Source organism: Streptomyces sp. PR69, assembly GCF_026420845.1.
GTDB lineage: Bacteria > Actinomycetota > Actinomycetes > Streptomycetales > Streptomycetaceae > Streptomyces.
The window spans coordinates 125,307-151,676 of sequence record NZ_JAOWCB010000005.1 but is presented as its reverse complement, the minus strand read 5'-3'; the positions used below and the strand labels follow the sequence as shown (position 1 = coordinate 151,676).

General features: G+C 72.6%; 17 protein-coding genes and 1 tRNA gene. 2 read left to right on the top strand and 16 right to left on the bottom strand.

All coding sequences use genetic code 11. The features are described 5' to 3' along the window. Positions 1 to 2,871 (top strand): NHLP bacteriocin export ABC transporter permease/ATPase subunit, encoded by a 2,871-nt coding sequence (locus OF819_RS06805; RefSeq protein ID WP_267242448.1) that lies wholly within the window; start codon positions 1 to 3, stop codon positions 2,869 to 2,871. Positions 2,872 to 3,091: 220 nt separating this feature from the next. Here OF819_RS06805 and OF819_RS06800 read toward each other — a convergent pair whose 3' ends face one another. Then, positions 3,092 to 5,860, bottom strand: coding sequence for an AfsR/SARP family transcriptional regulator (locus OF819_RS06800; protein WP_267242447.1), 2,769 nt, complete (start codon positions 5,858 to 5,860; stop codon positions 3,092 to 3,094). A 93-nt stretch (positions 5,861 to 5,953) separates the two neighbouring features. Then, a tRNA-Leu gene (locus OF819_RS06795) sits at positions 5,954 to 6,041 on the bottom strand. Between the two features lie 177 nt (positions 6,042 to 6,218). Here OF819_RS06795 and OF819_RS06790 point away from each other — a divergent pair. Beyond that, the gene (locus OF819_RS06790; protein ID WP_267242446.1) at positions 6,219 to 7,547 is read left to right on the top strand and encodes a DUF2254 domain-containing protein; all 1,329 of its coding nucleotides are present in this window, start codon (positions 6,219 to 6,221) and stop codon (positions 7,545 to 7,547) included. 192 nt (positions 7,548 to 7,739) lie between these two features. On the opposite strand, the gene OF819_RS06785 is transcribed toward OF819_RS06790, so the two are convergent. The 14 genes from OF819_RS06785 to OF819_RS06720 form a co-directional block, all read right to left on the bottom strand. After that, positions 7,740 to 9,137, bottom strand: coding sequence for a nucleotide pyrophosphatase/phosphodiesterase family protein (locus OF819_RS06785; RefSeq protein WP_267242445.1), 1,398 nt, complete (start codon positions 9,135 to 9,137; stop codon positions 7,740 to 7,742). 20 nt (positions 9,138 to 9,157) lie between these two features. Further along, entirely contained in the window at positions 9,158 to 10,357 is a 1,200-nt protein-coding gene (gene eboE / locus OF819_RS06780) for a metabolite traffic protein EboE (RefSeq protein WP_267242444.1), read from the bottom strand. A 12-nt stretch (positions 10,358 to 10,369) separates the two neighbouring features. Next, the gene (locus OF819_RS06775; RefSeq protein ID WP_267242443.1) at positions 10,370 to 11,218 is read right to left on the bottom strand and encodes a TatD family hydrolase; all 849 of its coding nucleotides are present in this window, start codon (positions 11,216 to 11,218) and stop codon (positions 10,370 to 10,372) included. Further along, positions 11,218 to 11,877 (bottom strand): EboA domain-containing protein, encoded by a 660-nt coding sequence (locus OF819_RS06770; RefSeq protein ID WP_267242442.1) that lies wholly within the window; start codon positions 11,875 to 11,877, stop codon positions 11,218 to 11,220. The genes OF819_RS06775 and OF819_RS06770 overlap by 1 nt, the downstream gene beginning before the upstream one ends. After that, positions 11,874 to 12,752, bottom strand: a complete 879-nt coding sequence (locus OF819_RS06765) for a sugar phosphate isomerase/epimerase family protein (protein WP_267242441.1) — start codon at positions 12,750 to 12,752, stop codon at positions 11,874 to 11,876. The genes OF819_RS06770 and OF819_RS06765 overlap by 4 nt, the downstream gene beginning before the upstream one ends. Then, complete coding sequence (locus OF819_RS06760; RefSeq protein WP_267242440.1) at positions 12,749 to 13,669, bottom strand: SCO3242 family prenyltransferase; 921 nt, start codon at positions 13,667 to 13,669, stop codon at positions 12,749 to 12,751. The genes OF819_RS06765 and OF819_RS06760 overlap by 4 nt, the downstream gene beginning before the upstream one ends. After that, complete coding sequence (locus tag OF819_RS06755) at positions 13,666 to 14,823, bottom strand: inositol-3-phosphate synthase (protein ID WP_267242439.1); 1,158 nt, start codon at positions 14,821 to 14,823, stop codon at positions 13,666 to 13,668. Before OF819_RS06755 ends, OF819_RS06760 begins: the two co-directional genes overlap by 4 nt. Positions 14,824 to 14,933: 110 nt before the next feature. Further along, a complete protein-coding gene (locus OF819_RS06750; protein ID WP_267242438.1) occupies positions 14,934 to 18,671 on the bottom strand; it encodes a ThuA domain-containing protein in 3,738 nt (1,245 codons plus the stop codon). A gap of 222 nt (positions 18,672 to 18,893) precedes the next feature. Continuing rightward, positions 18,894 to 19,898, bottom strand: coding sequence for a sugar phosphate isomerase/epimerase family protein (locus OF819_RS06745; RefSeq protein ID WP_267242437.1), 1,005 nt, complete (start codon positions 19,896 to 19,898; stop codon positions 18,894 to 18,896). A gap of 9 nt (positions 19,899 to 19,907) precedes the next feature. Then, entirely contained in the window at positions 19,908 to 21,038 is a 1,131-nt protein-coding gene (locus OF819_RS06740) for a Gfo/Idh/MocA family protein (RefSeq protein WP_267242562.1), read from the bottom strand. A gap of 178 nt (positions 21,039 to 21,216) precedes the next feature. After that, positions 21,217 to 22,254 (bottom strand): substrate-binding domain-containing protein, encoded by a 1,038-nt coding sequence (locus tag OF819_RS06735; protein ID WP_267242436.1) that lies wholly within the window; start codon positions 22,252 to 22,254, stop codon positions 21,217 to 21,219. 69 nt (positions 22,255 to 22,323) lie between these two features. Continuing rightward, positions 22,324 to 23,355, bottom strand: a complete 1,032-nt coding sequence (locus OF819_RS06730; RefSeq protein WP_267242435.1) for an ABC transporter permease — start codon at positions 23,353 to 23,355, stop codon at positions 22,324 to 22,326. Next, complete coding sequence (locus tag OF819_RS06725; RefSeq protein ID WP_267242434.1) at positions 23,352 to 24,962, bottom strand: sugar ABC transporter ATP-binding protein; 1,611 nt, start codon at positions 24,960 to 24,962, stop codon at positions 23,352 to 23,354. Before OF819_RS06725 ends, OF819_RS06730 begins: the two co-directional genes overlap by 4 nt. A 124-nt stretch (positions 24,963 to 25,086) precedes the next feature. Continuing rightward, positions 25,087 to 26,268, bottom strand: coding sequence for an ROK family transcriptional regulator (locus tag OF819_RS06720; RefSeq protein ID WP_267242433.1), 1,182 nt, complete (start codon positions 26,266 to 26,268; stop codon positions 25,087 to 25,089). Positions 26,269 to 26,370: the final 102 nt, after the last annotated feature.

Sequence of the window (26,370 nt, the reverse complement as noted above, 5' to 3'; positions counted from 1 at the left end):
GTGATCCCCGTACCGCACTCCCCCGCCGCGCCCGGCGGCGACACGGTGCTCGCCGCGCTGGGTTCCCTCGGCGCGCCCGTCGACTGCGCCGGGCTGCGCAGTGTGCCGCTCGAAGGCCCTCAGGTGCTGTGGCTGGTGGCCGGCGGGGCGCTCGATCTGTTCGCGGTGGACGCCGCGGCGCAGGGGCACTGGCACTTCCTCGGCCGGCTGGAGGCGGGCACGCTGCTGCTCGGGCCGGTCGAAGGGCCGCGGCACACGCTCGTCGGCCGCCCCGCGCGGGGGTGCGAGCTGCGGCGCATCCCGCTGCGGGAGCTGTGCCGCCCGCCGGAGCAGAGCGGCTTCCCCGGCGCGTACGACAGGGTGTACGGCGTTGTGTACGGCGGTCACGACGGGATGCTGAGCCTGCTGGAGCAGGCCGTCGCCCTCGGCGTGGGCCGCGGTCAGCGGGTGCTGTTCGAGGCGCCGCTGGACGGCCGGGCGGCCGCCGACGAGCCGTCGGCCGCCGACGACGACGTGCTGTGGCCGCCGGTGGGCCCCGGCAGTGTGCAGTACGGGGCGGCCTTCAGCGCGGACGCGGCCGGGGAGCTGCTCGTCGACGGCGCGCTGTGGCAGCAGCTGGTCGATCAGCAGTACCGGCTGCTGGCGGGTCTTGACCGGTGGATCGAGCGGCTGGAACGCGCCCATGAGGACCGGGCGGCTGCGGGCATCAAGGCGGGCGAGGAGGTGCGGGCCCGGGCCGATCAGGCGCTGCTCGCCTCGATCGGCGGTCCGGGCCGCCGTACGGCGGCCGCCCGCACTCCGGCCGCTTCCGACGACGCCGTGTACGCGGTGTGCCGGGTGGTCGCCTCGGCCTGCGGGATCGCGCTGAGCGAGCCCCCGAAGGGCGACCCCGCCGACGACCGGACCGGCGCGGTGGAGCGCATCGCGGCCGTCTCCCGCATCCGCACCCGCGCGGTGCGGCTGGAGGGCCGCTGGTGGCGGGAGAACGCCGGCCCTCTGGTGGGCTGCCGGGCCAAGTCCGGTGCGCCGGTCGCGCTGTTGTGGCGGCGCGGACGGTATGAGGCGGTGAATCCGGCGAGCGGCACGCGGGTGCGCATCGACGAGGACAGCGCGGAGGAGTTCGAGCCCCGCGCCGTCATGTTCTACCGGCCGCTGCCCGAACGGCCCGTCGGCGTCTGGCGGCTGCTGCGGTTCAGCCTCTTCGGCGCCCGGCCGGAACTGCGCCGGCTGGCACTGGCGAGTCTGGTGTCCGTCGCTCTGGGCGCTCTTGTGCCGATCGCCACGGGACAGATCCTGGGCGTCTATGTCCCAGGCGGGCAGACCGGCCTGATCGTGCAGGTGTCGGTCGCCGTGATGGCGGCCTGTGTCGTCTCGGCCGCCTTCATGCTGATGCAGAACCTCACCGTGCTGCGTCTGGAGGGCCGGATCGAGTCCGTCCTGCAGCCGGCGGTGTGGGACCGGCTGCTGCGGCTGCCGACCCGGTTCTTCGCCGAACGCTCCACGGGCGAGCTGGCGAGCGCGGCGATGGGCGTCAGCGCGATCCGCAGAATGCTGTCCGGCGTGGGCCCGGTCGTGGTCCAGGCGAGCGCGGTCGGCACGATGAACCTCGTCCTGCTGCTGTACTACAGCGTGCCGCTCGCGCTGGCGGCGCTGACGATGCTGCTGGTCATCGGCGCGGTCTTCCTGGCCCTGGGGCTGTGGCAGCTGCGCTGGCAGCGCCGCCTGACAGTCCTCGGCAACAAGCTGAACAACCAGGCTTTCCAGACGCTGCGCGGACTGCCGAAGCTGCGGGTCGCGGCGGCTGAGAGCTTCGCCTACGCGGCGTGGGCGCGGCAGTTCGCCCGCAGCCGTGAGCTGCACCGCAGGGCGGGCCGCGTCAGAAATGTGCTCACGGTCCTCGACGCCGTCTATCTGCCGCTCTGCTCGCTGATCATGTTCATGCTGCTGGCGGGCCCCGCGCGCGGCAGTCTGACGGCCGGGGAGTTCCTCACCTTCCATACGGCGGTGACGATGATGCTGGCCTCGGTCACCCAGCTCACCGGCGCCCTCGTCTCGGCCGCCGCCGCGCTCCCGGTGTTCGAACAGATCAGACCGATCCTGCGGGAACTGCCGGAGGTCCGCGGCGCCAGCACCCAGCCGGGCGCGCTCACCGGCGCGATCGAGGCCCGCAAGCTGTCCTTCCGCTATGCCGACGACGGTCCTCTCGTCCTCGACGGCGTCTCTCTCGACATCGCCCCCGGCGAGTTCGTCGCCGTCGTCGGCCCCAGCGGCTGTGGCAAGTCCACCCTGCTGCGCCTGCTCATCGGCTTCGACCGCCCGTCGTCCGGCAGCGTCCTGTACGACGGCCAGGACCTCGCCGCCCTCGACCAGTCCGCGGTGCGCCGCCAGTGCGGCGTCGTGCTGCAGAACGCCCAGCCCTTCACCGGCTCGCTCCTCGACTGCATCCGCGGCGCTGAGCCCTTCACCGAGGAAGAGGCCTGGCAGGCGGCCGAGATGGCGGGCCTGGCCGATGACATCCGCCGTATGCCCATGGGCATGCACACCATGATCTCCGCTGCCGGCGCCGTCTCCGGCGGCCAGCGTCAGCGCCTGATGATCGCCCAGGCGCTGATCCGCCGCCCCCGCGTCCTCTTCCTCGACGAGGCCACCAGCGCCCTGGACAACGCTGCCCAGCGCCGCGTCATCGACAGCACCCGCGCCCTGAACGCCACCCGCGTGGTGATCGCCCACCGGCTGTCCACGGTCCTCGACGCCGACCGCCTGCTCGTGATGTCGGACGGCCGTATCGTCGAGCAGGGCCGCCCCGCGGAGCTGCTCGCGGACCCGGGCGGGCGTCTGCACGAGCTGGTGCGTCGGCAGTTCAGCGGCTGATCGGCCAGAAGAGCGAAGGCTCCGCGGGGCCCTGTAAGCGCCGTGGGCCTCCGTGAGCGCCGTGGGAGCCGTGGGCCCCCGTGGGAGCCGTCCAGGAGAACACCCCCGCGGCTCTCCTGGACGACACGGGAAGCCGGCCGCGCACCTGGTGCGGCGGCGGTTCGGCCGATGACGCGATCTTCACACACGGGATTTGGGGCGATGTTGAGGAAAGCTTGAATCAGGCCAGGCCGCCGGCTGCGGTCAGCGTCGCAAGCAGGGCCGTCGCCCGCTCCTCCCGGCGGCTGTCCCCGCGGGAACGGTGCTGGTCACGGGCGCGCTGCCAGTCGCGGTGCGCCTGGTCCAGATCGCCGAGGGCATGGTGGATCTCGCCCCGGGACAGCAGCGCTTCGGCCAGGTGGACGTCGATCCGGCCGGCCGCGAACATCGCGACCGCCGCGTCGTAGTGGTGCAGGGCCTCGTGCAGACGGCCGCTGCGGGAGGAGATATAGCCCAGGCTTTCGCGGATATGGCCGGTCAGCAGTCGGGTCGTGCCGTCCGGCAGGCGGTGCAGCGCCTGCTCGCAGTGGGTGTAGGCGTCCTCGTACATGTCGAGCTGGGCCAGGCACCAGCCGACGGTGTTCAGGCTCATGCCGACGATGAGGTCCATGCCGAGCTTCTCCGCGATGGCGAGGGCCTCGCGGGCATGGGACAGCGCCGTCTCATGCTGTTCCAGCGACGACGTCACCGAGCAGAGCGCCCACCGCGCCTGCACCCTGACCAGTGCGTCGTCGGCGGCTTCGGCCGCGATGAGGCCCTCGTGCAGCGACCGCAGCGCCGCATCGTCGTCGCCGGTGGCCGAGAAGAGGGCGAGGCCGAGCATCTGGTGCGCCTGGCTGACCGCGGCCTGGAGGCCGAGGCGCTCGGCGGCGAGCAGCGCCTTGCGGCTGGAGGCGAGGCTGGCCTCGGTGTGGCCGCGCATCAGCTGGTGGTAGGCGATGGGCAGCGCCAGCATCCACAGCGGCTGCTGCCAGCCGTGATCGTGGGCGATGGACTGCGCGGTCCGGAGGGAGTCGTACTCGGCGGTGAACCAGTCGACGAGTGTGTCGCCCTCCGTATGGTTCTCGACCACGACGTCCGGGGCGGGGCCGGCGTCCCCGTCGAAGTGGACGGCCATGCGGAGATAGGCGGAGTCGCGGTAGACGCTGAAGGCGTAGTGATCGGTGAACCGGCGCAGGGCCGCGGCCCCTTCCGGAGAGTCCGGGTCCGGGGCGAGCTCCGCCGCGTACAGCCCCGTCAGATCGTGGAACCGGTAGCGCCCGGGTGCGTACTGCTCCAGCAGATGGGCGTTGAGCAGCTCGCGCACCGCCCGGCGGCAGGCCGCGGGCGGCAGGGCGGCCAGGCTTGCCAGCGGGTGCAGCGCCCAGTCCGCGCCGGGTATCAGCCCCATCAGGGCGAAGACCCGCGCCGTCTGCGGGGTGAGGGCGCTGACGGAGGCCGTCAGCACGGCGCGGAGGCCGGAGTGCAGTTCCCCGGTGTCGAGCGCGTCGAGCCGGGTGCGGTCGTCGCTCAGTTCCGCGGCCAGCGCGGCGAGCGGCAGCTCAGGCTCCGCGGCGGCGCGGGCCGCGAGGATGCTCAGCGCCAGGGGCAGTCCGCCGCAGTGGGCGACGAGTGCGGCCCGTGCGCCGGGATCGGCGTCGAGCCGCGCCGGGCCCAGCGCTCCGACGAGGGTGGCATGGGACTCTTCTGCGCTCATCGCGGAGAGGGTCAGATGCGCAGCGCCGGACTCGGTGACCAGGGCGGTGAGCCGGTGGCGGCTGGTGATCAGCGTGGTGCAGCCGTCGCCGCCGGGGAGCAGCGGGCGGACCTGTGCGCTGTCCCGTGCGTTGTCGAGCAGCACCAGCATGCGCCGGTTCGCCAGCAGGCTGCGGAACCGCGCGGTCCTGCCCTCGAGATCCGGCGGGATGGCGTCCCCCGGCACTCCGAGCGACTCCAGCAGCCGGCGGAGGGCCTCCGCGGGCGGTGTGGGCGTGTCGCACGCGTCGAAGCCGTGCAGGTTGACATAGAGCTGGCCGTCGGGGAAGGCCGCACGGGCGCCGTGCGCCCAGCGCAGGGCGAGCCAGGTCTTGCCGACGCCCCCGGGACCGCTGACGACGGTGACGGGCATGGCCTCGGAGAGCCGGGACAGCGCCTCGTCCCTGCCGGTGAAGCCGCTGGGCCGCGGCGGGAGCTGACGCGGGACCGGCGGCTGGGACAGCGCCGCCGCGGGCTGCGGCCGGGTGAGCAGCGCGGGGTCGGCGGTGAGGATCTGCCGGTGCAGTTCCCGCAGCTGGGGCCCGGGGTCGCTGCCGAGTCGTTCGGCGAGGGCGCGGCGCAGCCGCTCGTAGGCGTCGAGCGCCTCCGCCTGCCGTCCGCCGCGGTAGAGCGCCAGCATGCACTGGGCGGCGAGGCGTTCGTCGAGGGCGTCGACGCCGTCCTCTCCGGCGAGCTCCGCCAGTACGGCGGTGTGGTCTCCGGCGTCGAGGAGGGCGTCGTTGCGGTCCAGCCGGGCGGCACGGCGCTCGGCGGCGAGCGCGGCGCGGGTGTCCAGCAGCCAGGGCAGATCGAGCCCGTCGAACGCCGGCCCCCGCCACAGTGCGAGCGCCTCGTCGAACAGCTCGACGCGGGACCCCTCCGCGCTGCGGGCATGCGCCGTCAGCTCACGGAACCGGTGCAGATCCACGGTGCGGGGGTCGACGCTCAGCAGGTAGCCGCCGGCGCGGCGCTCGATATTCACATCCGGGGCGGCGGCCAGCGCGCTGCGCAGCCGGGACAGATAGCTGTGCAGGGTCCGCGGGGCGCCGGACGGCGGATCGTACGGCCAGAGCCGGTCGCGCAGCCGGTCCGCGGTGATCACCCGGTTGGCCTCGGTGAGGAGGATGGCCAGGACGGCTCGCTGCCGGGGGTGTCCGATGTCGACTTCCCGTCCCGCGTGATGCGCTTCGACAGTGCCGAGCAACCGGAACTCCATGTGTCCGTCCCTTGTCGGAATCGACCCCCGGCGCCTGGTACGGCTGGTCCATCTGGTCATACAGAAAAACCCCAGATGCACTGGGGTCTTAGCTGGTGTCCGAGGGGGGACTTGAACCCCCACGCCCGATAAAGGGCACTAGCACCTCAAGCTAGCGCGTCTGCCATTCCGCCACCCGGACTTGGTGACCGCCCGCGGTCTCCCGCGGCGACATGGACAACAATACCAGGGGTTCCGGGTGCTCCTCACCTGCATATCCCGTGGTCAGCGGGGTGCGGCGGGGGGAAACCGGCGACTGGGCGGCGGTGTGCACCGTGTGTGCCGAGGCTGTCGCTCTTCGTGGGGATAGCGTCGGATCGTGGCTTTTCGTTCGCGGCGTTCGCACCGCTCCCCTCGTCTTCGGCGGCCCCGCACGCTTTCTCCGCTGCGGGAGCATCTGCGGGACACCCTCTGGTTCACGCCGACCGCCGGCCTGGTCGCCGCCGCGATGCTGTGGTGGGCGGCGGCGGAGGTCGACAGGGAGTTCATCGAGTTCCTCCGGGAGCGGGGGGACTTCGCGGCGATCGCCGATCTGGTCGCGTTCGCCGACGACGCCAGAACGATCGTCACGACCGTCAGCTCGGCCATGATGACGTTCATCGGCGTGGTGTTCAGCATCTCTCTGGTGGCCGTGCAGATGGCGAGCGGGCAGTTCACCCCGCGGATCGTACGGATCTTCGTACGGAGCAGGATCACCAAGCTGACGCTCACGGTCTTCCTGGCCACCTTCGCGTTCTCGCTGCTGGTGCTGACCTCGTATGAGAGCGAGATCCCGCTGGAGCGGGTCACCTCGGTGCCGTTTGTGCAGTCCCTGGTGACGCTGGTGCTGGTCGGGCTGAGTCTGCTGCTGTTCATCGCCTATGTGACGGCGACACTGCGGCTGATGCAGGTGGGACCGGTGGTGGACCGGATTGCCCGGGAGTCGTTCCGGACGCTGCTCCGCCATCCGGGCGGACCGCTGCAGCGGGAGCCGCTCGCGCCGGAGAGCGCGGTGATCCTCTACCGGGGGCGGGCCGGAGTGCTGCGGGATGTGAATGTGGCGCGGCTGGTGCGGGCGGCACGTCGGCAGGGAGTCGTGCTGCGGCTCATTCCCAAAATCGGGGACTATCTGGTCCGCGGCATGCCGGTGCTGGCCGTGCACGGCGGGGGCGAGCCGCCGCGGCGGATGCTGGCGTACACGGTGTCCGTCGGGGTGGACCGGACCTTTCACCAGGACCTCGGGTTCGGGCTGCGACAGCTGTCCGACATCGCGCTGCGGGCACTCTCCCCCGGGGTGAACGACCCGACCACCGCCGTGCAGTGTCTGGACCGGATCGTGCAGTTTCTGACGGCGCTGGCGGACCAGCCGCTCGGCGCGGTGCACCACCGGGATGCGCGGGGCGCCGTGCGGCTGGTGCAGAGCGTGCCGGGGTGGGCGGATCTGGTCGATCTGGGGCTCGCCGAGATCCGTGGCTGCGCGGCGGGGAACCCGCAGGTGTCGCGGCGGCTGCTGGCGGGGATCGACGATCTGCTGCGCATCGCGCCCGGGGACCGGAAGGAGCCGCTGCTGCGGCATCGCGCGCTGCTGGTGCAGGCGGTGGCGCGTACGGCTCCGGAGGCGGCCGAGCGGGAGTTCGCGCTGCTGCCCGACCGCCAGGGCATCAGCTGAGGGCCGCCGGGCGGGCCTGTACGGGGATACGGCATGAGGCGGTGGTCGGGGAAAATGCCGGCAGCCGTTCGCCTGCTGCGGGGCCAGTCGCCGGTACGTCGACGGGCGGCTGTGGATAACTCCTCGCTGTCGGCGGTGTGTGGTTCAGTGGAATCCGGCTTCGGTTGAGGCCGGATTCAGTGGAGGCCGGATTCAGTGGAGGCCGGCGAGTCGGAGCAGCAGTGTTTTGACGTCGGTGGCCGCGATGCGGCCCGACAGGGCGCGGGGGGTGGAGCACACGATGAGCGGACCGTTGCCGGTGTCGTCGCCCGTGGGGAGGCGGCCGTGGCTGCCGCGGATAGGTGACGGGTCCAGGGGGACCACCGCCATGCGGTAGCGCATGCCGAGCTTCTTGCGCGCGAGGGCGGCGGCGGCCCTGAGGCGTACGCAGGGGTCTTCGGGGTCGAGGAAGAGCTCAGCGGGGTCGTAGCCGGGTTTGCGGTGGATGTCGACGAGCCGGGCGAAGTCGGGGGCCCGGGCGTCGTCGAGCCAGTAGTAGTACGTGAACCATGCGTCGGGCTCGGCCAGGGCGATCAGCTCTCCGGAGCGCGGATGGCCGAGGCCGTGGGCCTTCTTGCCTTCGTCGTCGAGGAGCCGCTCCACACCCGGCAGGGCGGCGAGCGTCTCGCGGGCGGCTGCGAGGTCTTCGGGGCGGCGGATGTAGACATGGGCGACCTGATGGTCGGCGACGGCGAAGGCGCGGGACGCCATGGGGTCGAGGTACTCCATGCCGTCCTGGGCGTGGACCTCCAGCAGGCCCGCGCGGCGGAGGGCGCGGTTGACGTCGACGGGGCGGCTGACCGGGGTGATGCCGTACTCGGACAGCGCGACGACGGTGCGGCCTTGCCGGGCCGCGTCGTCGAGGAGTGGGGCGATGACGGCGTCCAGCTCGGCGGCGGCGCGGTGGGAGCGGGGGTCGTCGGGGCCGTAGCGCTGGAGGTCATAGTCGAGGTGAGGGAGGTAGCAGAGCGTCAGATCGGGATCGCGGGTGCGCATGATGTGGCGGGTGGCCTCGGCGATCCACCGGCTGGAGACCAGGCCGGCGCCGGGTCCCCAGAACTGGAAGAGGGGGAAGACGCCGAGTTTCGCGGTGAGTTCGCCGTGGAGGGAGGCGGGCCGGGTGTAGCAGTCGGGCTCCTTGCGGCCGTCGGCGTAGTAGACGGGCCGGGGGGTGACGGTGATGTCGGTGTCGGCGCCCATGGCGTACCACCAGCAGATGTTGGCGACGGTGTAGCCGGGGTGGGCGCGGCGGGCGGCGTCCCAGATCTTGTCTCCGCCGACCAGCCCGTTGTGCTGACGCCACAGCAGGATGTCGCCGAGTTCCCGGAAGTACCAGCCGTTGCCGACGATGCCGTGTTCGGCGGGGAGCGCGCCGGTGAGGAAGGTCGACTGGACGGTGCAGGTGACGGCGGGCAGCACGGTGGTCACAGGGGCGTGGGAGCCGGTGCGGGCCAGGGCCTGGAGGCGGGGCATACGGCGCAGCAGGCGGGGGGTGAGGCCGACGACGTCCAGGACGAGGAGGGGAGCGGGGCGGCGCGGGGTGTCGCTCACAAAGGCTCCTTCACGGTGTCTCAGGGGAGTTCCTTGAGGCCGAGGCCGGTCAGCAGCTCGCGGGCCAGGGAGAGTTCGGCGGCGATTCCGTCGGCGAGCTGGGCACGGGTGCGGGGGCGTGAGCCGGGTGGCAGCGCCTGCCAGGTGTAGGTCTCCACCTCAAGATGGCGGGTGAGCGGGGCGGGCCCGCCGACCAGCAGGGCCAGCGTGTCGTGGAGCACGGGGAGGGTCGAGGTCAGCGGCGGCGCGGGCGGCGCGTGCAGCGGGACATGGAAGTGGGAGCGCCAGGGGGCGGTGTCGGGCAGGGCCCCCGGGGTGAGGGCTTCGCCGAGGTCGTCGGCGCCGCGCAGCCCGGCGGCGGACGGGGTCTCCCCGGGCCGCAGGGGCCGGGTGAGGGTGCGGGTCTGGTGGAGGAAGCGGGGTTCGGCGAAGGCGGCCAGCGCCTGGCGTACCTCGGGCCGCCGGGGGTGCTCGGCGTGGAGTGCGGCGGACAGCTGTGCTTTGGGGACGGTGATGGCGGCGGCGGTCAGCGCGTCGAGGGCGGTTTTCGGATCTTCGAAGGAGGTGGCGAGATGACAGATGTCGAGACAGAGGCCGATACGGGGGCTGGCCAGGGCGGCGAGGGGGGCGATGGCGTCCGCGGCAGTCTCCACCGCGCAGCCGGGTTCGGGTTCCAGGGCGAGGCGGATGGCGGCCCCGGTGAGCTCTTCCAGGGTGTCGAGGCGGTCGGCGAGGGTGGCGAGCGCCTGGTGCGCCGCCCGGGAGGCGGCGGTGTCGTACCGGGTGCGCCAGGCGAGCGGCAGGGTGGAGACGGACCCTTCCGTGACGTCGGCGGGGAGGAGGGCGGCGAGGAGACGCGCCAGGTCGGCAGTGTGGGCGAGGCGTGCGGGCTCGGACCAGTCGGGCCGGTACACGCGGTACTTGACCTGCTGCGCGTCGAATCCCTCATAGGGGAAGCCGTTGAAAGTGACGACCTCCAGGCCCCGCCGGTCGAGTTCGTCACGCAGGGAGCGCAGCGCGGCGGGGTCGGCGACGAGCGCGCGGGCGGCGTCCTTGGCGAGCCAGAGGCCGATGCCGAGCCTGTCCCGGCCGAGGCGTCTGCGGACCGGCTCGCAGTGGTCGCGGAGCTGGGCGAGGACGCCGTCGAGGGTCTCGGCGGGGTGGACATTTGTGCAGTAGGAGAGATGGACGGTCGTGCCGTCGGGGTGCCGGAAGCGCATCGGGCCGGCTCCCTATTCGCCGCCGCGGAGGATGGAGTTGCCCTCGTGGAGGGCTCCCGGCTGGCAGGCGTCGAGCCGGAGACGGCCGCTGAGGCCGTAGAAGGCGACGGGGTTGCGCCACAGGACCTGGTCGACGTCGGCGTCGCCGAAGCCGGCGGCGAGCATCGCGTCGCCGACCCGCCGGGTCTTGAGGGGGTCGCTTCTGCCCCAGTCGGCGGCCGAGTTGACCAGGATCCGCTCGGTTCCATAGGTCTTGAGGACGGCCACCATGCGGTCCTCGTCCATCTTGGTGTCCGGGTAGATGGAGAAGCCGAGCCAGCAGCCGCTGTCCGCGGCCTGCTTGACCGTTGTCTCGTTGAGGTGGTCGAGCAGGACGCGGTCCGCGGGCAGCGCGGACTCCCGCAGTACGTCGAGGGTGCGGTGCAGTCCGGCGAGCTTGTCGCGGTGCGGGGTGTGGACGAGCGCGGGCAGGCCGTGGTCGGCCGCGAGCTGCAGCTGGGCGGCCAGCGCGGTGTCCTCGGCGGGCGTCATGGAGTCATAGCCGATCTCGCCGACGGCGACGACGGAGTCCTTGACGAGATAGCGGGGCAGGGCGTCCAGGACGGGGGTGCAGCGGAGGTCGTTGGCCTCCTTGGGGTTGAGGGCGAGGGCGCAGTGGTGGGCGATGCCGTGCTGGGCGGCGCGGAAGGGCTCCCAGCCGAGGAGCGCGTCGAAGTAGTCGAAGAAGCTGGCGGGCGAAGTGCGGGGCTGGCCCAGCCAGAAGGAGGGCTCGACGAGGGCGCGCACTCCGGCCGCGTACATCGCCTCGTAGTCGTCGGTGGTGCGCGAGGTCATATGGATGTGCGGGTCGAAGATGCGCATCAGTCCTCCTTCGCGGGGGCGAGTGCGAGGTCGAGTGCCCGGTGCAGATCCGGGGGCACGGGACGGCCGGCGGCGGTGCGCTCCGCCGCGTAGTCGGTGAGCATGCGGGCCAGCTCGGCGTCGCCGCGGGCGCGCAGGGCGAGCTGGTCGACATGGTCGAGCGAGACCCCGGTGAAGAGGCACTTGAGGACGGCCTGCCGCCAGGAGTGGGGGTCCAGGTGGGCGGCGGCATAGGGGCCGAGGGCGGCGGTGAGGAGGCGGGTGTCGTTGGTGCGCAGGGCGTCGTCCACGAGCGGGAGGGCGGCGGGCGATTCGACGAGCAGGGGGAGGGAGAGGAGTACGGCACGGCGTTCGGCGGCGGCGCCCTGCCGGTAGAGACGGGTGAGGGTGTCCAGGTCCGCGTGGGCCTCTTGGAGGAGCAGGGTGCGTACGGCGTCGGCGTGCTCCGGTCCGCAGCAGCGGCCGGCCGCTGCGAACCGCACCTCCCACAGCGGGATGCGGGACGGCGGGGCGGGCGGCGCGGCGGCGGCAGTGATCTTATCGGCCCCGGCGGCCCCGGCGGCCGCGTGGGCGGCGGCTTCGGCGAGCGCGTCGTCCAGCCAGGCGCTGGCGGGCCCGTCCAGCCGGCCGGCGAGTTCTGTATGCGTCAAAGGGTTCATGTCTGGGCTCCGTTCATGCGGCGGGCGGCACGGGCCGCGTCCGCCGCGCGGAGGAACTCGATCGAGCGGCGGGCGAGTCCGGGTCCCGCGTGGGAGTGACGGGGAAGTTCGACGACGGTGAGGCCGCGATACCCGGTCGCCGCCAGGGCGTCGAGGACGGGCGGGAAGTCGATCTCACCCTCGCCGAAGGGGAGGTGTTCATGCACCCCGCGGCGCATGTCCTCGATCTGGACGTGCCGCAGCCAGGGCGCGGCGGCGCGAACGCAGTCGGAGGGCGGCAGCGGCTCCAGGCACTGGCAGTGGCCGATGTCGAGGGTCAGCCCCAGCGGGGCGGGGCCGCCGAGGGCGCGGCGCAGACGGTGGAAGTCGTCGAGGGTGGAAAGGAGGTGACCGGGTTCGGGTTCGACGGCGAGCGGGACGCCGGCGGCGTCAGCGGCGGCCAGGACGGGGGTGAGGGATTCTTCGAACCGCTTCCAGGCGGTGTCCGCATCGGTGTCGTCGGGGGTGATGCCGCTGAAGCAGTGCACGGCGTGTGCGCCGAGGTCCGCGGCGACGCGTACGGCGGTGGTGAGGAGTTCACGGCGGGCCGCGCGGTCCGCCGGGTCCGGGTCGAGAAGGGAGGGGCCGTGTTTGCGGCGTGGGTCGAGCACATACCGCGCGCCGGTCTCGACGGTGACGGTGAGGCCGAGGGCGTCCAGCCGCCGGGCCAGCCGGGCGGTGCGGACGGCGAGATCGGGGGCGAGCGGGTCGAGGTGCATATGGTCGAGGGTCAGTCCCACGCCGTCGTAGCCGAGGTCGGCGAGCAGGGCGAGGGCGTCGTCGAGCCGGAGGTCGGCGAGGCCGTTGGTGCCGTAGCCGAGCCGCAGCGGGATCATGTGGGGCTCACCTTCTGCGCGAGTCTGCGGGCCAGGGGGGCCAGGCCCATCAGGGCGGTCCCGGAGATCCGGGCGCCTGCCCGGGCGGCCAGTGCGGCCTGGAGCGGGATCATGGCCCGGATGCCTCCTGCGACGGCCCGCTGGGTGAGCTGCGGCGAGGGGTGGAGAGCGGCATGCAGCAGTGGCGTCCCCGCGGTGCGCAGATAGACGCCCGCCAGGGCGCCGGGCAGCACGCCCCGCAGGACACCGGGCAGCGGGGCCCGCGCGAGGTGCGCCGCCGCCCCGGCGGTGGCCGCCAGCGCGGCGAGCGGCGCGGCCGTGGACCCGCCGTGCGCCTCGTGCCGGGACACGGCGGTGACGGCGTACGTATGGGCGGCGAGGGTGAGCGCCGCGCCGAGTACGGCCCGTGCGCGGGGTGCGTCCGGGATGGTGTCCACCGGCCATGCGGGCGGGACGGGGGTGGCGGTCGCGCCCAGGAGGAGGTCGAGGGCGCGGGCCGCGGCCATCGCGGCGGGGGCCGCGGGGGTGTGTTTGAGGCAGAGGTCGTAGGACCAGGCCGTGGCCGTGAGGGCGGTGGCCACGGCGAGAGGACGGCGGCCTGCGCGGGCGGCGCACGCCAGACCGGCCGCGGTGAGGGCGACGGCGGCGGTGAGGGCCGCGGCGGGGGTGACGCGGCCGGAAGGGAGGGGGCGGTGGGGGCGGTCGAAGGCGTCTTCGTCGCGGTCGGCCCAGTCGTTGAGGACCATGCCCGCCTCATAGAGGCACAGGGAGGCCCCGATGGCGTGGGCCGTGCCGCGGCCGGGGTGCAGTCCGGCGGCGGCCGCACCGGCCAGGGCGTCGCCGGGGACGGTGAACGCCGCGGAAAGGCGCAGGAGTTCCGCCCAGGCGCGCAGCCCCGCGCGGGCCCGCCGCCTCATCGGGCGGCCCTCTCAGGCGGGCCCTGCACGGCGGCTGCCTTCAGGCGTTCGGCGAAGGCCAGCAGCCGGGTGTGCTGTGCGGGGAGGCAGGCCGGGCCGCCGTCGGGGTCCTTGAAGTAGTAGCCGAGCTCCGGCAGCGGGCCGGTGAGGCCTGCCTCGTGGGCGCGGGCGACCAGGCGGGCCAGGTCCAGCACCAAGGGTGCGGCGAGGGCCGAGTCACAGCCCTGCCAGATGGTCTGGAGCACCATGCGGGAGCCGAGGAAGCCGTCGAAGGCGATATGGTCCCAGGCCGTCTTCCACTCGCCGAGGGCGGGGACGTCGTCGATGTGGACCTGCCCTTGGGGGATGTGGCCGAGGGTGTCGGCGAGGACGCGTTCCTTGCCGGAGTTCTTCGCGGCGGCCGCGGCCGGGTCGGCGAGCGCGGCCCCGTCCCCGCCGCCGAGGAGGTTCGTTCCGGACCAGGCCCGTACGGACAGGGCGCGCTGCAGGAACATGGGCGCGAGCACGGAGCGGAGCAGCGTCTGGCCGGTCTTGCCGTCGCGGCCCGCGTGGGGAAGACCGCGGGCTGCCGCGGCCTCGGTCAGGTCGGGGGTCCGCAGCCCTGTGGAGGGGGTGAAGTTGACATAGGGGCAGCCGGCGCGGATCGCGGCGGCCGCGTAGAGGGAGCTGGGCGGCAGCCGTGCCGCGTCTGCCGCGGGCGTCGGCTCCGTCGAGGCCACATGCACGACGACGACGCGGGCGAGGCCGTGGCGGCCGCGGAAAGCCGCCATGTCGGCGGCGAAGGCCGCGATGAGCTCCTCGTCGTCGCGGCGGTCGCCCGGCAGCGGCCCGCCGGCGCGGATCTCCGTATCGGCGGCTTCCAGTTCGGCCCGTACGGCCGCGGCCAGGCCGGGTGGCAGGACGCCCGCGCCGGTCAGGGCTTCCGCCCGTTTGGGCAGCGGACAGCCGGCCGTGTCATGGCCGCCGAAGACGAGCGACGGCAGGGCCGGCAGCCCCGCGTCGGCGAACGGCTCGGTCTCGGTCACCATGCCCGTCGGCGGCTGGAGCCCGGCGGCGACGGCGGCGCAGCCGGCCATGGCGGTGGTGGCGACCGAACCGCGCGCTCCGATGAACCAGACTCCGGCGCCGGACGGTGCGCTCGTTGCTTGCTGCACGTGCTGCCTCCCTGCCTCTTCGCCCTGCCTGCTGGCCTCAATGTCCGGCCGGTGGGGGCGGCGGGCGGGGGTACGGCGCCTCCCCGCCCGCCGCCGGCTGCCGGAAGCCGCTACGAGGGCAGCTCCTTGAGTTTGATGTCGCGGAAGGAGACCTGGTCGCCGTCCCCGTGGTTCTGGATGCCGAGGTGGCCGTCCTTCAGGCTGCGCGCGGGGTCGGCATTGACGAAGTCATTGATTTTGACTCCGTTGAGGAAGACCTGCAGACGCTCGCCGCGGACCCGGATCTCATAGGTGTTCCACTGGCCGGGCGGCCGCAGCGCCCGGTCGCGGGCGGCGATGTCCGCCGACTGGAAGCCGTAGATCGCGCCGGTGGTGCGCTCCGGTGCGTCGGTGGCGTCGATCTGCACCTCGTAGCCGTTGTGCACGGCGGACCAGGGGTCGTCGGAGGCGGGGAAGCCCACGAAGATTCCCGAGTTGTCGTCGCCCTCCAGCTTCCAGTCGAGGGTCAGGGAGTATGCGGAGAACTCCCTGGCCTGGTACCAGAGCAGGCCCATGCCGCCGCGGGAGCGCAGCTCGCCGTCGACGACGTCGAAGCCGCCGGGGCCGGCCTGCCGCCAGCCGTCCAGGGTCTCGCCGTTGAAGAGCGGCCGGTAGCCCTGCTGCGGCCGGCAGTCGGCCTTGACCTGCCCTGTCGCATAGCGCAGCCCGCCCAGCAGATGCTGCCGGAAGGCCGGTTCTGCGTAGGCCTCCTTGGTGTGGCCGCCTCCGGTGTAGAAGGAGCGGCCGCCCTGATGGCTCTGGCACCAGGCGATGGGGTGGTCCCCCTTCATCGTGCCGCCCTGATAGGTGGTTTCGTCGAGGGTGGCGAGGACGCGGACGGCCCCGCGGGGATTGGCGCGGTAGTTGTACCACTCGTCGGTGCGCTGCCAGGAGGCGTCCAGATGGGAGGTGGCCGGATGGGCGCGGTCCTCCAGCCGCACGGTGGCCTGCTGGATCTGCGGGTGTGAGGCGAAGTACGCGCCGACGAGTCCGCCGTAGAAGTCCCAGTCGTACTCGGTGTCGGCGGCGGCGTGGACGCCCATATAGCCGCCGCCCGCGGCGATGTACTGCTCGAACGCCGACTGCTGCGCGGCGTTCAGCACATCGCCTGTGGTGTTCAGGAAGACCACGGCGTCATAGCGGGCGAGGTTGCCGGTGGTGAACTGGCGTGCCTCCTCGGTGACGTCGACGGTGATATCGCTGTCGCCGCCCAGCTCCTTCAGGGCCGCGATGCCCGCCGGGATGGAGTCATGGCGGAAGCCGGCGGTCTTGGAGAAGACCAGGACGCGTTGGGCGGTGCGGTCGCGCGGGGTGTCGGAGAGAGTGAAGTCGTCCACGTCGTAGAGGGCTCCTTGGCCGCCCTTGAACACCAGGTACAGGTCGGTGGTCTGCTGCGGGACGCGCCGCAGGGGTACGTCGACGTCCTGGAAGGTCTCCCAGCCGCCGGTGACCGGCACGGGCGCGGAGCCCAGGAGCCGTCCGCCGGCCGATCCGGCGCGCACTTCGAGGAAGCCGCCCGCCCCGGCCGAGGAGATCCGGGCGGTCAGCGTGGTGGCCTTGTCGAGCAGATAGGGCGTGAAGGAGATCCAGTCGCCGTTGTGGATGTCGCCCACGGTCTTTCCGCCGTGCGCGGTGTCCTTGTCGTAGGTCCTGATGCCCGACGAGTCGCCGTAATGCTCGGCCTGCCGCTGCCGGGGCTGGAGTTTGGCCTGGTCTCGGCCGGTGAGAGCGTCCTGTCCGCCGCCTCCTTGATCCGTGTACTCGGCGGTGAGGACGCCGAAGACATCGGCGTCGGGGTCATGGCCGCCGTCCGAGGACGTTCTGATCACGCCGCTGCAGCCCTGGGCGGAGGTGATGGGGTGGCCATGGCTGTCATGGTCGAGGATGTAGTGCACCGTGACCTCGGCGCAGTCGATGCCGCCGTCTTCGGGGTCGGTGACCTTGACCTCGAAGGGGATCTCGTCGCCGAACTCGAACAGCTGCCCGTCCGCGGGCAGTTCCAGCCGCACCGTGGGGGCGGTGTTGCCGACGACGACGCGTACGCTCGCGGAGCCGGTGCGGCCGCCGGGGTCCTCTGCGGTGACGGTGGCGGTGTACGTGCCGTTCGCGGTGTACCGGTGGACGGGGTGGGGCTCGGTCGACGTGGTCCCGTCGCCGAAGTCCCAGCGGTAGACGAGCGGATCCCCGTCGGCGTCGGAGGTGCCGGCCGAGGAGAAGCGGACTCGCAGCGGCGCCTGTCCTGAGACTCTGTCGGCGCTGGCCTCGGCGGCCGGGGAGTGGCCCGCGGAGGCGTTCTCGATGCGGTAGAGGCCGGAGTTCTCGTCGCCGCCGAACCAGGAGGTGCCGTAGTCGAGGACATAGAGCGCGCCGTCGGGGCCGAAGGCCATGTCCATCACCTGGGTGCCTGTCCAGGGCACATCCGCGATGGAGTGGACGACGCCGTCCGCGGCGTGCTCGATGCGCTTGATCCAGCGGCGGCCGAACTCCCCGGCGAAGAAGTCGCCGTCGTACGCCTCCGGGAACTTCACGGGGGAGGCGGACGCGGGGTCGTAGCGGTAGACGGGCCCGCCCATGGGGGATTCGGAGCCGGCGCCGAACTCCGGCACGGAGCCGTCGTCGTACGGAATCCAGGCGGGCTGCGCGGGCGGCAGCTCTGCCAGCCCCGTGTTGTGGGCGGAGTCGTTCCGCGGGGCCGCGCAGTCGAAGGCGGCGCCGGAGCTCTGGGTGGCGAAGTCATAGTCGGCGTAGGCGTCGTTTTCCCCGGTGCAGAACGGCCAGCCGTAATTGCCGGGGCCGGTGACACGGTTGAACTCGACCTGTCCCGCCGGGCCGCGCGCGGGGTCGGCGGTTCCGGCGTCGGGCCCGTAGTCGCCGACGTACAGAATGCCCGTCTGCCGGTCGACGGTGAAACGGAAGGGGTTGCGGAAGCCCATGGCGTATATCTCAGGCCGCGTCTTGTCGGTGCCGGGCGGGAAGAGGTTGCCTTCCGGGATGGTGTACGAGCCGTCGTCCGTCACCGTGATCCGCAGGATCTTGCCACGGAGGTCGTCGGTGTTGCCTGAGGTGCGGCGGGCGTCGTAGGCGGGGTTGCGTCCGGGCCGGTCGTCGATGGGCGTATAGCCGTCGGAGGCGAAGGGGTTGGTGTCGTCGCCGGTCGACAGATACAGATTGCCGGCGGCGTCGAAGTCGATGTCGCCGCCCACGTGACAGCAGATGCCGCGGGTCGCGGGGACGTCGAGGATCTTCTTCTCGCTGGCGTTGTCGAGGGTGCCGTCGGCTTTCAGGACGAAGCGGGAGAGGCGGTTGACGCCCTCGTACGGGGCGAAGTCCTCTGGGGTTCCCTGGCCCGGGGCGTCGCCCGCGGGGGTCTGAAGCGGGGGCGCGTAGTACAGATAGACAAAGCGGTTCTCGCTGAAGTCCGGGTCGGCGGCGATGCCTTGGAGGCCCTCCTCGTCATGGACGTAGACGGGGACGACGCCGATCACGCGGGTGTTGCCGGCGCTGTCCGTCATCCGGACTTCGCCGTCGCGCGAGGTGTGCAGCACGCTGCGGTCCGGCAGGACGGCGAGCGACATGGGCTCGCCCATCTCGGGCTCACCCTTGGCGAGGGTGACCTGCTGGAAGGAGCCCGCCTGCGGGCCGCGGGCGTCCCCTGTGGGGGCGGGCGCGGTGGCGGAGGCCGGGGCGGAGGCGGGAGCCGCGGCTGCGGGCGAGAGGGAGAGGGAGGCGGCGGCGAGCAGACCGCCGGTGAGGAGTGCGAGCACCTGGTGAGCCCGGCGTCGCCGTGGGCTGTGGTGGCTGTTGTGCACGAATGTCCTCCGGAAGTGGCCGGTCGAACGGGCGGGTTGCCGTGGAACCGGAGTGCGCCGTCACGCCGGTGGACCACCTGTGTCGTGTACGCAACATGGGACGGTAGCGGGCTTCGTCCGGAGCGGAAAGTCCTTGTGCGGGGTTGAAGTTGGACTTCTTCCTGAGCGAGGACAAAGCGCGCGGGGCAGGTGGGGTGGGGAAAACGCCCCGCAGGGCGGGCCCTACTCGCCGCGCGCGAACGCCGCGTCGAACGCTGTCCCCGGCGGCGGGAAGTCAAACCGCTTCAGCGCACCCAGCGCCTCCCTCGCGCCCGTCATGCGGTCCATCCCCGCGTCCTCCCACTCCACCGAGACCGGGCCGTCGTAGCCGATGGAGCGCAGCATCCGGAAGACGTCCTCCCAGGGGACGTCGCCGTGCCCGGCGGAGACGAAGTCCCAGCCGCGGCGCGGGTCGCCCCAGGGGAGGTGGGAGCCCAGCCTGCCGTTGCGGCCGTCGAGGCGTGTGCGGGCCTCCTTGCAGTCGACGTGGTAGATCCGCTCGCGGAAGTCGTAGAGGAAGCCGACGGGGTCGAGGTCCTGCCACACGAAGTGGCTCGGGTCGAAGTTGAGCCCGAAGGCGGGCCGGCGGTCCACCGCGTCGAGGGCCCGCTGGGTGGTCCAGTAGTCGTACGCGATCTCGCTGGGGTGCACCTCGTGGGCGAAGCGCACTCCCTCGGCGTCGAAGACGTCGAGAATCGGGTTCCACCGTTCGGCGAAGTCCTCGTAGCCGCGCTGCACCATCCGCTCCGGCACCGGCGGGAACATCGCCACCAGATGCCAGATGGAGGATCCGGTGAAGCCGACGACGGTGCGCACCCCGAAGGCGGCCGCGGCCCGTGCGGTGTCGGCGAGTTCGCGCGCCGCCCGCCGCCGTACGCCTTCGGGCTCGCCGTCGCCCCACACGCGGGCCGGGACGATGGCCTGGTGCCGTGCGTCGATCGGGTCGTCGCAGACTGCCTGTCCGACCAGATGGTTGGAGATCGCCCAGCACTTCAGCCCGTATTTCTCCAGCAGCGCGTGCCGCCCGGCGAGATAGCCGGGTTCGGCGAGCGCTCTGCCGACCTCGAAATGGCCGCCCCAGCAGGCGAGTTCGAGGCCGTCGTAGCCGAAGTCGCGGGCGAGGCGGCAGACCTCCTCCAGCGGCAGATCGGCCCACTGGCCGGTGAACAGCGTGAACGGTCGAGGCATTGCTGTCTCCTATGCCGGTACGGGGACGGGGGTGTAGACGGCGTTCTGCTGAGCGCTCTCCTCCACCGCGGCCAGCACCCGCTGCACCTGGAGCCCGTCGGCGAAGGACGGCGTCGCGGGCGCGCCGCCGGCGACGGCGAGCAGCAGATCGCGGGCCTGGTGGACGAAGGTGTGCTCATAGCCCAGGCCATGGCCGGGCGGCCACCAGGCGTCCAGATACGGGTGGTCCGGCTCGGTGACGAGGATGCGGCGGAAGCCGGAGGAGGCCGGAGGCTCGGTGTGGTCGTGGAAGGAGAGTTCGTTGAGGCGCTCCAGGTCAAAGGCGAGCGAGCCGCGCGCCCCGTTGATCTCCAGCCGCAGGGCGTTCTTGCGCCCGGCCGCCATCCGGGTGGCCTCGAAGGAGGCGAGCGCCCCGGAGGCGAGCCGCCCGGTGAACAGCGCGGCGTCGTCCACGGTGACCCGCCCCCGCCTCGCCGAGTCCCCCGCCGGCAGCGGACGTTCCCGTACGAACGTCTCCGCCAGCGCCGACACTCCGGCCACCGGCTCCCCCGCCAGATGCTGTGCGAGGTCCACGATGTGCGCGCCGAGGTCGCCGAGGGCGCCCGAACCGGCGTGCTCGCGCCGCAGCCGCCAGGTGAGCGGGAAGCCGGGGTCGACAAGCCAGTCCTGAAGGTAGGTCAGCCGCAGATGGCGCAGCGCTCCCAGCCGCCCCTCGGCGATCAGCCGGCGGGCGTAGGCGAGCGCCGGCACCCGCCGGTAGTTGAAGCCGACCATCGCCGTCTGTCCGCGGGCACGTGCCCGTTCGGCGGCGGCGGCCATGGCCTCCGCCTCCGCGACGGAGTTGGCCAGCGGCTTCTCGCACAGTACGTGCTTGCCCGCCTCCAGGGCGGCCACCGCGATCTCCGCATGGCTGTCCCCCGGCGTGCAGATGTCGACGAGCTGTACGTCGTCCCGGTCCACCAGGGCGCGCCAGTCGGTCTCCGCGGCGGCCCAGCCGTGCTGGGCGGCGGCGGCGCGTACAGCCGCTCCGTCCCGTCCGGCGACCGCGGCGAGGCGCGGCCGCAGCGGCAGGTCGAAGACGCGGGCCGCGGTGCGCCAGCCCTGGGAGTGGGCCGCGCCCATGAAGGCGTATCCGACCATGCCGATGCCGAGGGTCGGCGGCGCTTCCGCCCCGTCGGCGGCGGGTGCGGCGCCGGTCCGGCTGCCCTGGCTGTCCCGGCCGGCCCGGTGTCCGGTACGGGGCTGCTCCATGCGGTACCTCCTCGTCGTACGTGCTCGATGGGGACAGCGGCCGGGGACGTCGGCCGGGGCGGGCGCGTCAGCTGAACCCGGTGGGCAGATACGCGTCGACGTTGTCCTTGGTGACGACGGCCGAGTAGAGCGTGACCGAGGCGGGGATCTCCAGTTCCGCCATGCCGCCCACGCCCTTGTGCTGGCCGAGCGCGCGGGCGAGGTCGATGGCGGAGGCGGCCATGGTCGGCGGGTAGAGCACGGTGGCCTTGAGCACGCCGTCGTCGGCCTTGATGGCGTCCATCGCCGACTTCGCTCCCGCGCCGCCGACCATCAGGAAGTCATCCCGTCCGGCCTGGGCGACGGCGCGCAGCGCGCCCACGCCCTGGTCGTCGTCGTGGTTCCACAGGGCGTCGAAGGCGGGCTGCGCCTGGAGCAGCTGAGCCATCGTGGCCTGCCCGGACTCCACGGTGAACTCCGCGGCCTGGCGGGCCACTTTGGTGATGTTGGGGTAGTTCCTCAGGGCGTCGTCGAAGCCCTGGGTGCGCTGCTTGGTGAGTTCCAGATTGTCCAGGCCGGCCAGTTCGACGACCTTCGCGTCCGGCTTGTCCTTGAGCCGTTCGCCGATGTAGCGGCCCGCGTTGAGGCCCATGCCGTAGTTGTCGCCGCCGATCCAGCAGCGGTACGCCTGTGGGGAGGCGAAGACCCGGTCCAGATTGATGACGGGGATGCCCGCCTTCATGGCCTGCAGGCCCACCTGGGTCAGCGCCCTGCCGTCCGCGGGGAGGACGACGAGGACGTCGACCTTTTTGTTGATCAGTGTCTGGACCTGGCCGATCTGTGCGGCGGTGTCATTGGAGCCCTCGGTGATCTCCAGTGTCACGTCGGAGTAGCGCGCGGCGCGTGAGGTGGCGTTCTCGTTGATGGCGTTGAGCCAGCCGTGATCGGCCTGGGGCCCGGCGAAGCCGATGGTGACGGGGGCGCCCGGCCGGTCGTCCGCGGCGGGCGCGGTGTCGGCGTCCGACCGGGTGCTCCTGGGCTCGTTGCCGGTGCAGGCGGCGAGGAGGGCGCCCGTCGACACGGCGGCGGCGCCGAAGAGCAGTCCTCTGCGACTGGATTCTGGCATGGCGGAAGGACCCCTTTGCCTAGGGTGTGTGTGGGGGGGGCGTATCGGCAGGCTGTCGGCGGGCGGCAGTCATCTCGCGCCGTCGCGCAGGGTGCGGCGCTGGACCAGTACGGCGGCGACGATGATCGCGCCCTTGGCGATCTGCTGGACGTCGCTCTGCAGATTGTTCAGGGCGAAGATATTGGTGATCGTGGTGAACACCAGTACGCCCAGCACCGAGCCCGTGATGGTGCCGCGGCCGCCGCTGAGCAGCGTGCCGCCGATGATCGCGGCGGCGATGGCGTCGAGTTCGTACAGATTGCCGTTGGTGTTCTGCCCCGACCCGGACAGCACGATCAGCAGGAAGGCCGCTACGCCGCAGCACAGCCCGGAGAGCAGATAGAGATACAGCCGCTGACGGCGTACGTCGATGCCGGCCAGCCGTGCGGCCTCCGCGTTGCCGCCGACGGCCACGGTGCGCCGGCCGAACGTGGTGCGGTTCAGCAGCAGCCAGCCGATGACGGTGACCCCGGCGAAGACCAGCACCAGCGGCGGCACGCCCAGCACATAGGCGTCCGGGACGCCGAGGTCCAGCACCGCGTCCACCGTCACGATCTGCGTACTTCCGTCGGTGATCTGCAGTGCCAGGCCGCGGGCGGAGGCGAGCACGGCGAGCGTCGCGATGAACGGCGCCATCCCGCCGTAGGCGATGAGGAGGCCGTTCAGCAGCCCGCAGCCCAGCCCGACCGCGGCGGCCGTGAAGAGGATGCCCGCGAAGCCGTACTCCTGGGTGGCGACGGTCGTGGCCCATACCGAGGCCAGTGCGACGATCGCCCCGACCGACAGATCGATCCCGCCGCCGGTGATCACAAAGGTCATGCCGACCGTGACAACGCCGATGACCGACGCCTGGGTGAGGACGAGCTGGAGGTTGGACACGGCGAGGAACTGATCGGGCCGGGTGAGGCCGCCGACCACGACGAGCGCGGCGAGCACGCCGAGGAGGGAGAGACTGCGGGCGTCGGCCCGCGGTCCGAGGGCTCGCCGGCCGCCGCGCGCCCCGTCCTGCGGGCCGGCGGACGGCTGGGCGTCCCGCGGTGCCACGGGAGCGGGCTGGGTCATGGAGCTGCACTTCCTTCCGTTCCTGCCCGTCCTGCCTTTTCTTCCGTTCCTGCCCGTCCCGCCCGTCCTGCCTTTTCTTCCGTTCCTGCCGGTCCTTCCAGCACGAGGTCGAGGACGCGGTGCTCGTCGAGCTCCCGGGCGGGCGCGGTGTGCACGACACGGCCTTCGCGGAGCACCAGCACCCGGTCGGCGAGGCCCAGCACTTCGGGGATCTCGCTGGACACGAGCAGCACGGCGAGTCCGTCGTCCGCCAGCCGCCGGATGACGGCATAGAGCTCGGCGCGGGCGCCGACGTCCACACCGCGGGTGGGCTCGTCGAGGAGCAGCACCCGGCAGCCGCGCAACAGCCAGCGGGCGAGTACGGCTTTCTGCTGATTGCCGCCGGACAGGGTGCGCACGGGTGCGTCGGGGTCGTCGGGGCGCAGCGACAGGTCCCGGGTCGCGGTGCGGGCCGCGTTCCGTTCCGCCGTGCGGTCGATCCATCCGACCTGTGAGAAGCGTTCCAGGGACGCCGCCGAGACATTGCGGGCAACGGACTCAAGCATCAGCAGCGCCTGGGACTTGCGCTCTTCGGGAGCGAGGCCGAGGCCCGCGCGCACGGCGGCCCGTACGCTGCCGGGGCGCAGGGGCGCGCCGTTCACCAGGACGCGCCCCGCGCTGGGGCGTCGTGCGCCGTAGAGCGTCTCCACAATCTCCGAGCGGCCGGAGCCGACGAGTCCGGCGAGGCCGACGATCTCCCCCGGCCGCAGCTGGAGGTCGAGCGGTGCGAACTCGCCTTTCCGCGCGAGGCCTTCGGCCGTCAGCACCGGTGCGGCCCCGGACGCGGCGGGCGTGTGGCCGCGGCTCTCGGGGAAGAGGTGTTCGACGGCGCGGCCGGTCATCATGGCAACGATGTCGTGAGTGGGCGTCTGCTTCGCGGGCAGTCCGCGGGCGACAGCCCGTCCGTCTTTGAGCACGGTCACCCGGTCGCCGATGCGGCGGATCTCCTCCAGGCGGTGGGAGATATAGACGACGGCCACGCCGTCCGCCGTCAGACCGGCGACGACACGGGAGAGATTGCCGACCTCGTCCGGATCGAGGGCGGCGGACGGCTCGTCCATGACGATGAGGCGCACCTCGTGGGAGAGCGCCCGCGCCATGGAGACGATCTGCCGCTGTGCGGCGGACAGCCGGGCGACGGGCCGGTCGGGTGCGATCTCAAAGTGCCCCAGCCTGGCCAGCAGCCGGGCCGCGGCGCTGCGGGCCCGGCCGCGCCGTACGAGGCAGCGGGCGGCGGTCGGCTCATGGCCGAGGAAGACGTTCTCGGCGACGGTGAGGCCCTCCACCAGGTCGAGTTCCTGGTAGATGGTTGCGATCCCGAGGCGCATGGCGGCGCTGGGCGAGCGGAGCGCCACCCGCCGGCCGCGCCAGCGGATTTCGCCCCGGTCGGGCTGGTGGGCCCCGGAGAGCACTTTGATCAGCGTGGATTTGCCGGCGCCGTTCTGGCCGAGGAGGCAGTGGACCTCCCCCGCCTGGACTTCCAGGTCGACGCCGTCGAGGGCACGGACGCCGGGGAACGACTTGACGATGCCGTCCATGGTGAGCAGGGGCGGTGGTTCTGGTGCCATGGCGAATCCCCTCGGCTGTACGGCCGGTGAGCGGAGAGAAGGGGCGGCGGGGGTGCGGTACCAGATGCGCTGTACGGACGCTGTACGGAGGCTTTACGGCGACGCGGGCGGTCGGGGTCGGCGGTCAGGCGGGGGAGAACAGATGGTCGCTGATGAGGCGGGCCGCCCCGATGACTCCGGCGGCGGGTCCCAGCTCGCCCAGCACGATGGGGAGGTTTCCGGTGGCCAGCGGAAGCGACTGCCGGTAGACCTGGGTGCGCAGACTGGCCAGCAGATTGTGGCCAAGCCCGGTGACTCCGCCGCCGATGACGACGAGCCCGGGGTTGAAGAAGCTGACGAGCCCGGCGATCACCTGGCCGACGCGGTCGCCGCCATCGCGGATGAGAGCGAGGGCGGCGGGATCGCCCGCTGCGGCTGCGGCGGCCACATCGACGGCCGTGAGCCGCCCGGTCGTCTCCAGCCGTCCGGCCAGCTCAGGCGAGCGGCCGGAGCGGGCGGCCTCCTCCGCGTCGCGGGCGAGCGCCGCGCCGCTGAAGTGGGCCTCCAGACAGCCTCTGTTGCCGCAGGGGCAGGGGCGGCCGTCGGGGGTGACCTGGATATGGCCGATGTCGCCCGCGCTGCCGGTCGTGCCCCGGTAGACCTCGCCGCCGACGACGATCCCGCAGCCGATGCCCGTGCCTATCTTGATGCAGAGGAAGTCGGCCACGGTGCGGGCGACGCCCGCGTGCTGCTCCCCCATCGCCATCAGGTTCACATCGTTGTCGACCATGACGGGACAGCCCAGATCCTGGCTGAGGGCCTCGCGGACGGGGAACCCGTCCCAGCCCGGCATGATCGGCGGGGCCACCGGGACGCCTTCCGGATAGCGGACGGGGCCGGGGACGCCGATGCCCGCGCCGTCGAAGCCCTCGGCGAGGCCCGACGCCTTGAGCTTGCCCGCCATCGACAGCACCTGGTCGAAGACGGCGACCGGCCCCTCGCGGACGTCCATGGGGTGGTTGAGATGCCCGAGCACCTCCAGTTCGGCGTTGGTGACCGCGACGTCGACGGAGGTCGCGCCGATGTCGACGCCGAGGAAGCGCAGGGCGGGGGCGAGCCGGATGTTGTGGGAGCGGCGTCCGCCGCGCGAGGCGGCGAGTCCGTCCGCCACCACGAGCCCGGTCTCCAGCAGCCGGTCCACCTCGACGGCGAGTTTGGAGCGCGATAGGTCCACCCGGTCGCCGAGCTGGGCGCGGGAGCTGGGGCCCTCGTCGCGCAACATCCTCAGCAGGCGCGCCTGATGGGCGTTGGCGGGTCGGGCGGTCATACGTCTCACGTGCCCCTCCCCTCCCCTGGCCTGCGGCGCGGGGACCCCGGTGACCGGCTCCTGCACGGACTCTCACCCGCATTCGCGGACTTTCGAGGGGAA

Bases quoted from the DNA above. Each gene is read 5' to 3' on its own strand.
- OF819_RS06800 (WP_267242447.1), bottom strand. From the start codon at position 5,860: ATGGAGTTCCGGTTGCTCGGCACTGTCGAAGCGCATCACGCGGGACGG.
- OF819_RS06730 (WP_267242435.1), bottom strand. From the start codon at position 23,355: ATGACCCAGCCCGCTCCCGTGGCACCGCGGGACGCCCAGCCGTCCGCC.
- eboE (WP_267242444.1), bottom strand. From the start codon at position 10,357: ATGCGCTTCCGGCACCCCGACGGCACGACCGTCCATCTCTCCTACTGC.
- OF819_RS06765 (WP_267242441.1), bottom strand. From the start codon at position 12,752: ATGATCCCGCTGCGGCTCGGCTACGGCACCAACGGCCTCGCCGACCTC.
- OF819_RS06720 (WP_267242433.1), bottom strand. From the start codon at position 26,268: ATGACCGCCCGACCCGCCAACGCCCATCAGGCGCGCCTGCTGAGGATG.
- OF819_RS06775 (WP_267242443.1), bottom strand. From the start codon at position 11,218: ATGCGCATCTTCGACCCGCACATCCATATGACCTCGCGCACCACCGAC.
- OF819_RS06745 (WP_267242437.1), bottom strand. From the start codon at position 19,898: ATGCCTCGACCGTTCACGCTGTTCACCGGCCAGTGGGCCGATCTGCCG.
- OF819_RS06760 (WP_267242440.1), bottom strand. From the start codon at position 13,669: ATGAGGCGGCGGGCCCGCGCGGGGCTGCGCGCCTGGGCGGAACTCCTG.
- OF819_RS06770 (WP_267242442.1), bottom strand. From the start codon at position 11,877: ATGAACCCTTTGACGCATACAGAACTCGCCGGCCGGCTGGACGGGCCC.
- OF819_RS06725 (WP_267242434.1), bottom strand. From the start codon at position 24,962: ATGGCACCAGAACCACCGCCCCTGCTCACCATGGACGGCATCGTCAAG.
- OF819_RS06740 (WP_267242562.1), bottom strand. From the start codon at position 21,038: ATGGTCGGATACGCCTTCATGGGCGCGGCCCACTCCCAGGGCTGGCGC.
- OF819_RS06735 (WP_267242436.1), bottom strand. From the start codon at position 22,254: ATGCCAGAATCCAGTCGCAGAGGACTGCTCTTCGGCGCCGCCGCCGTG.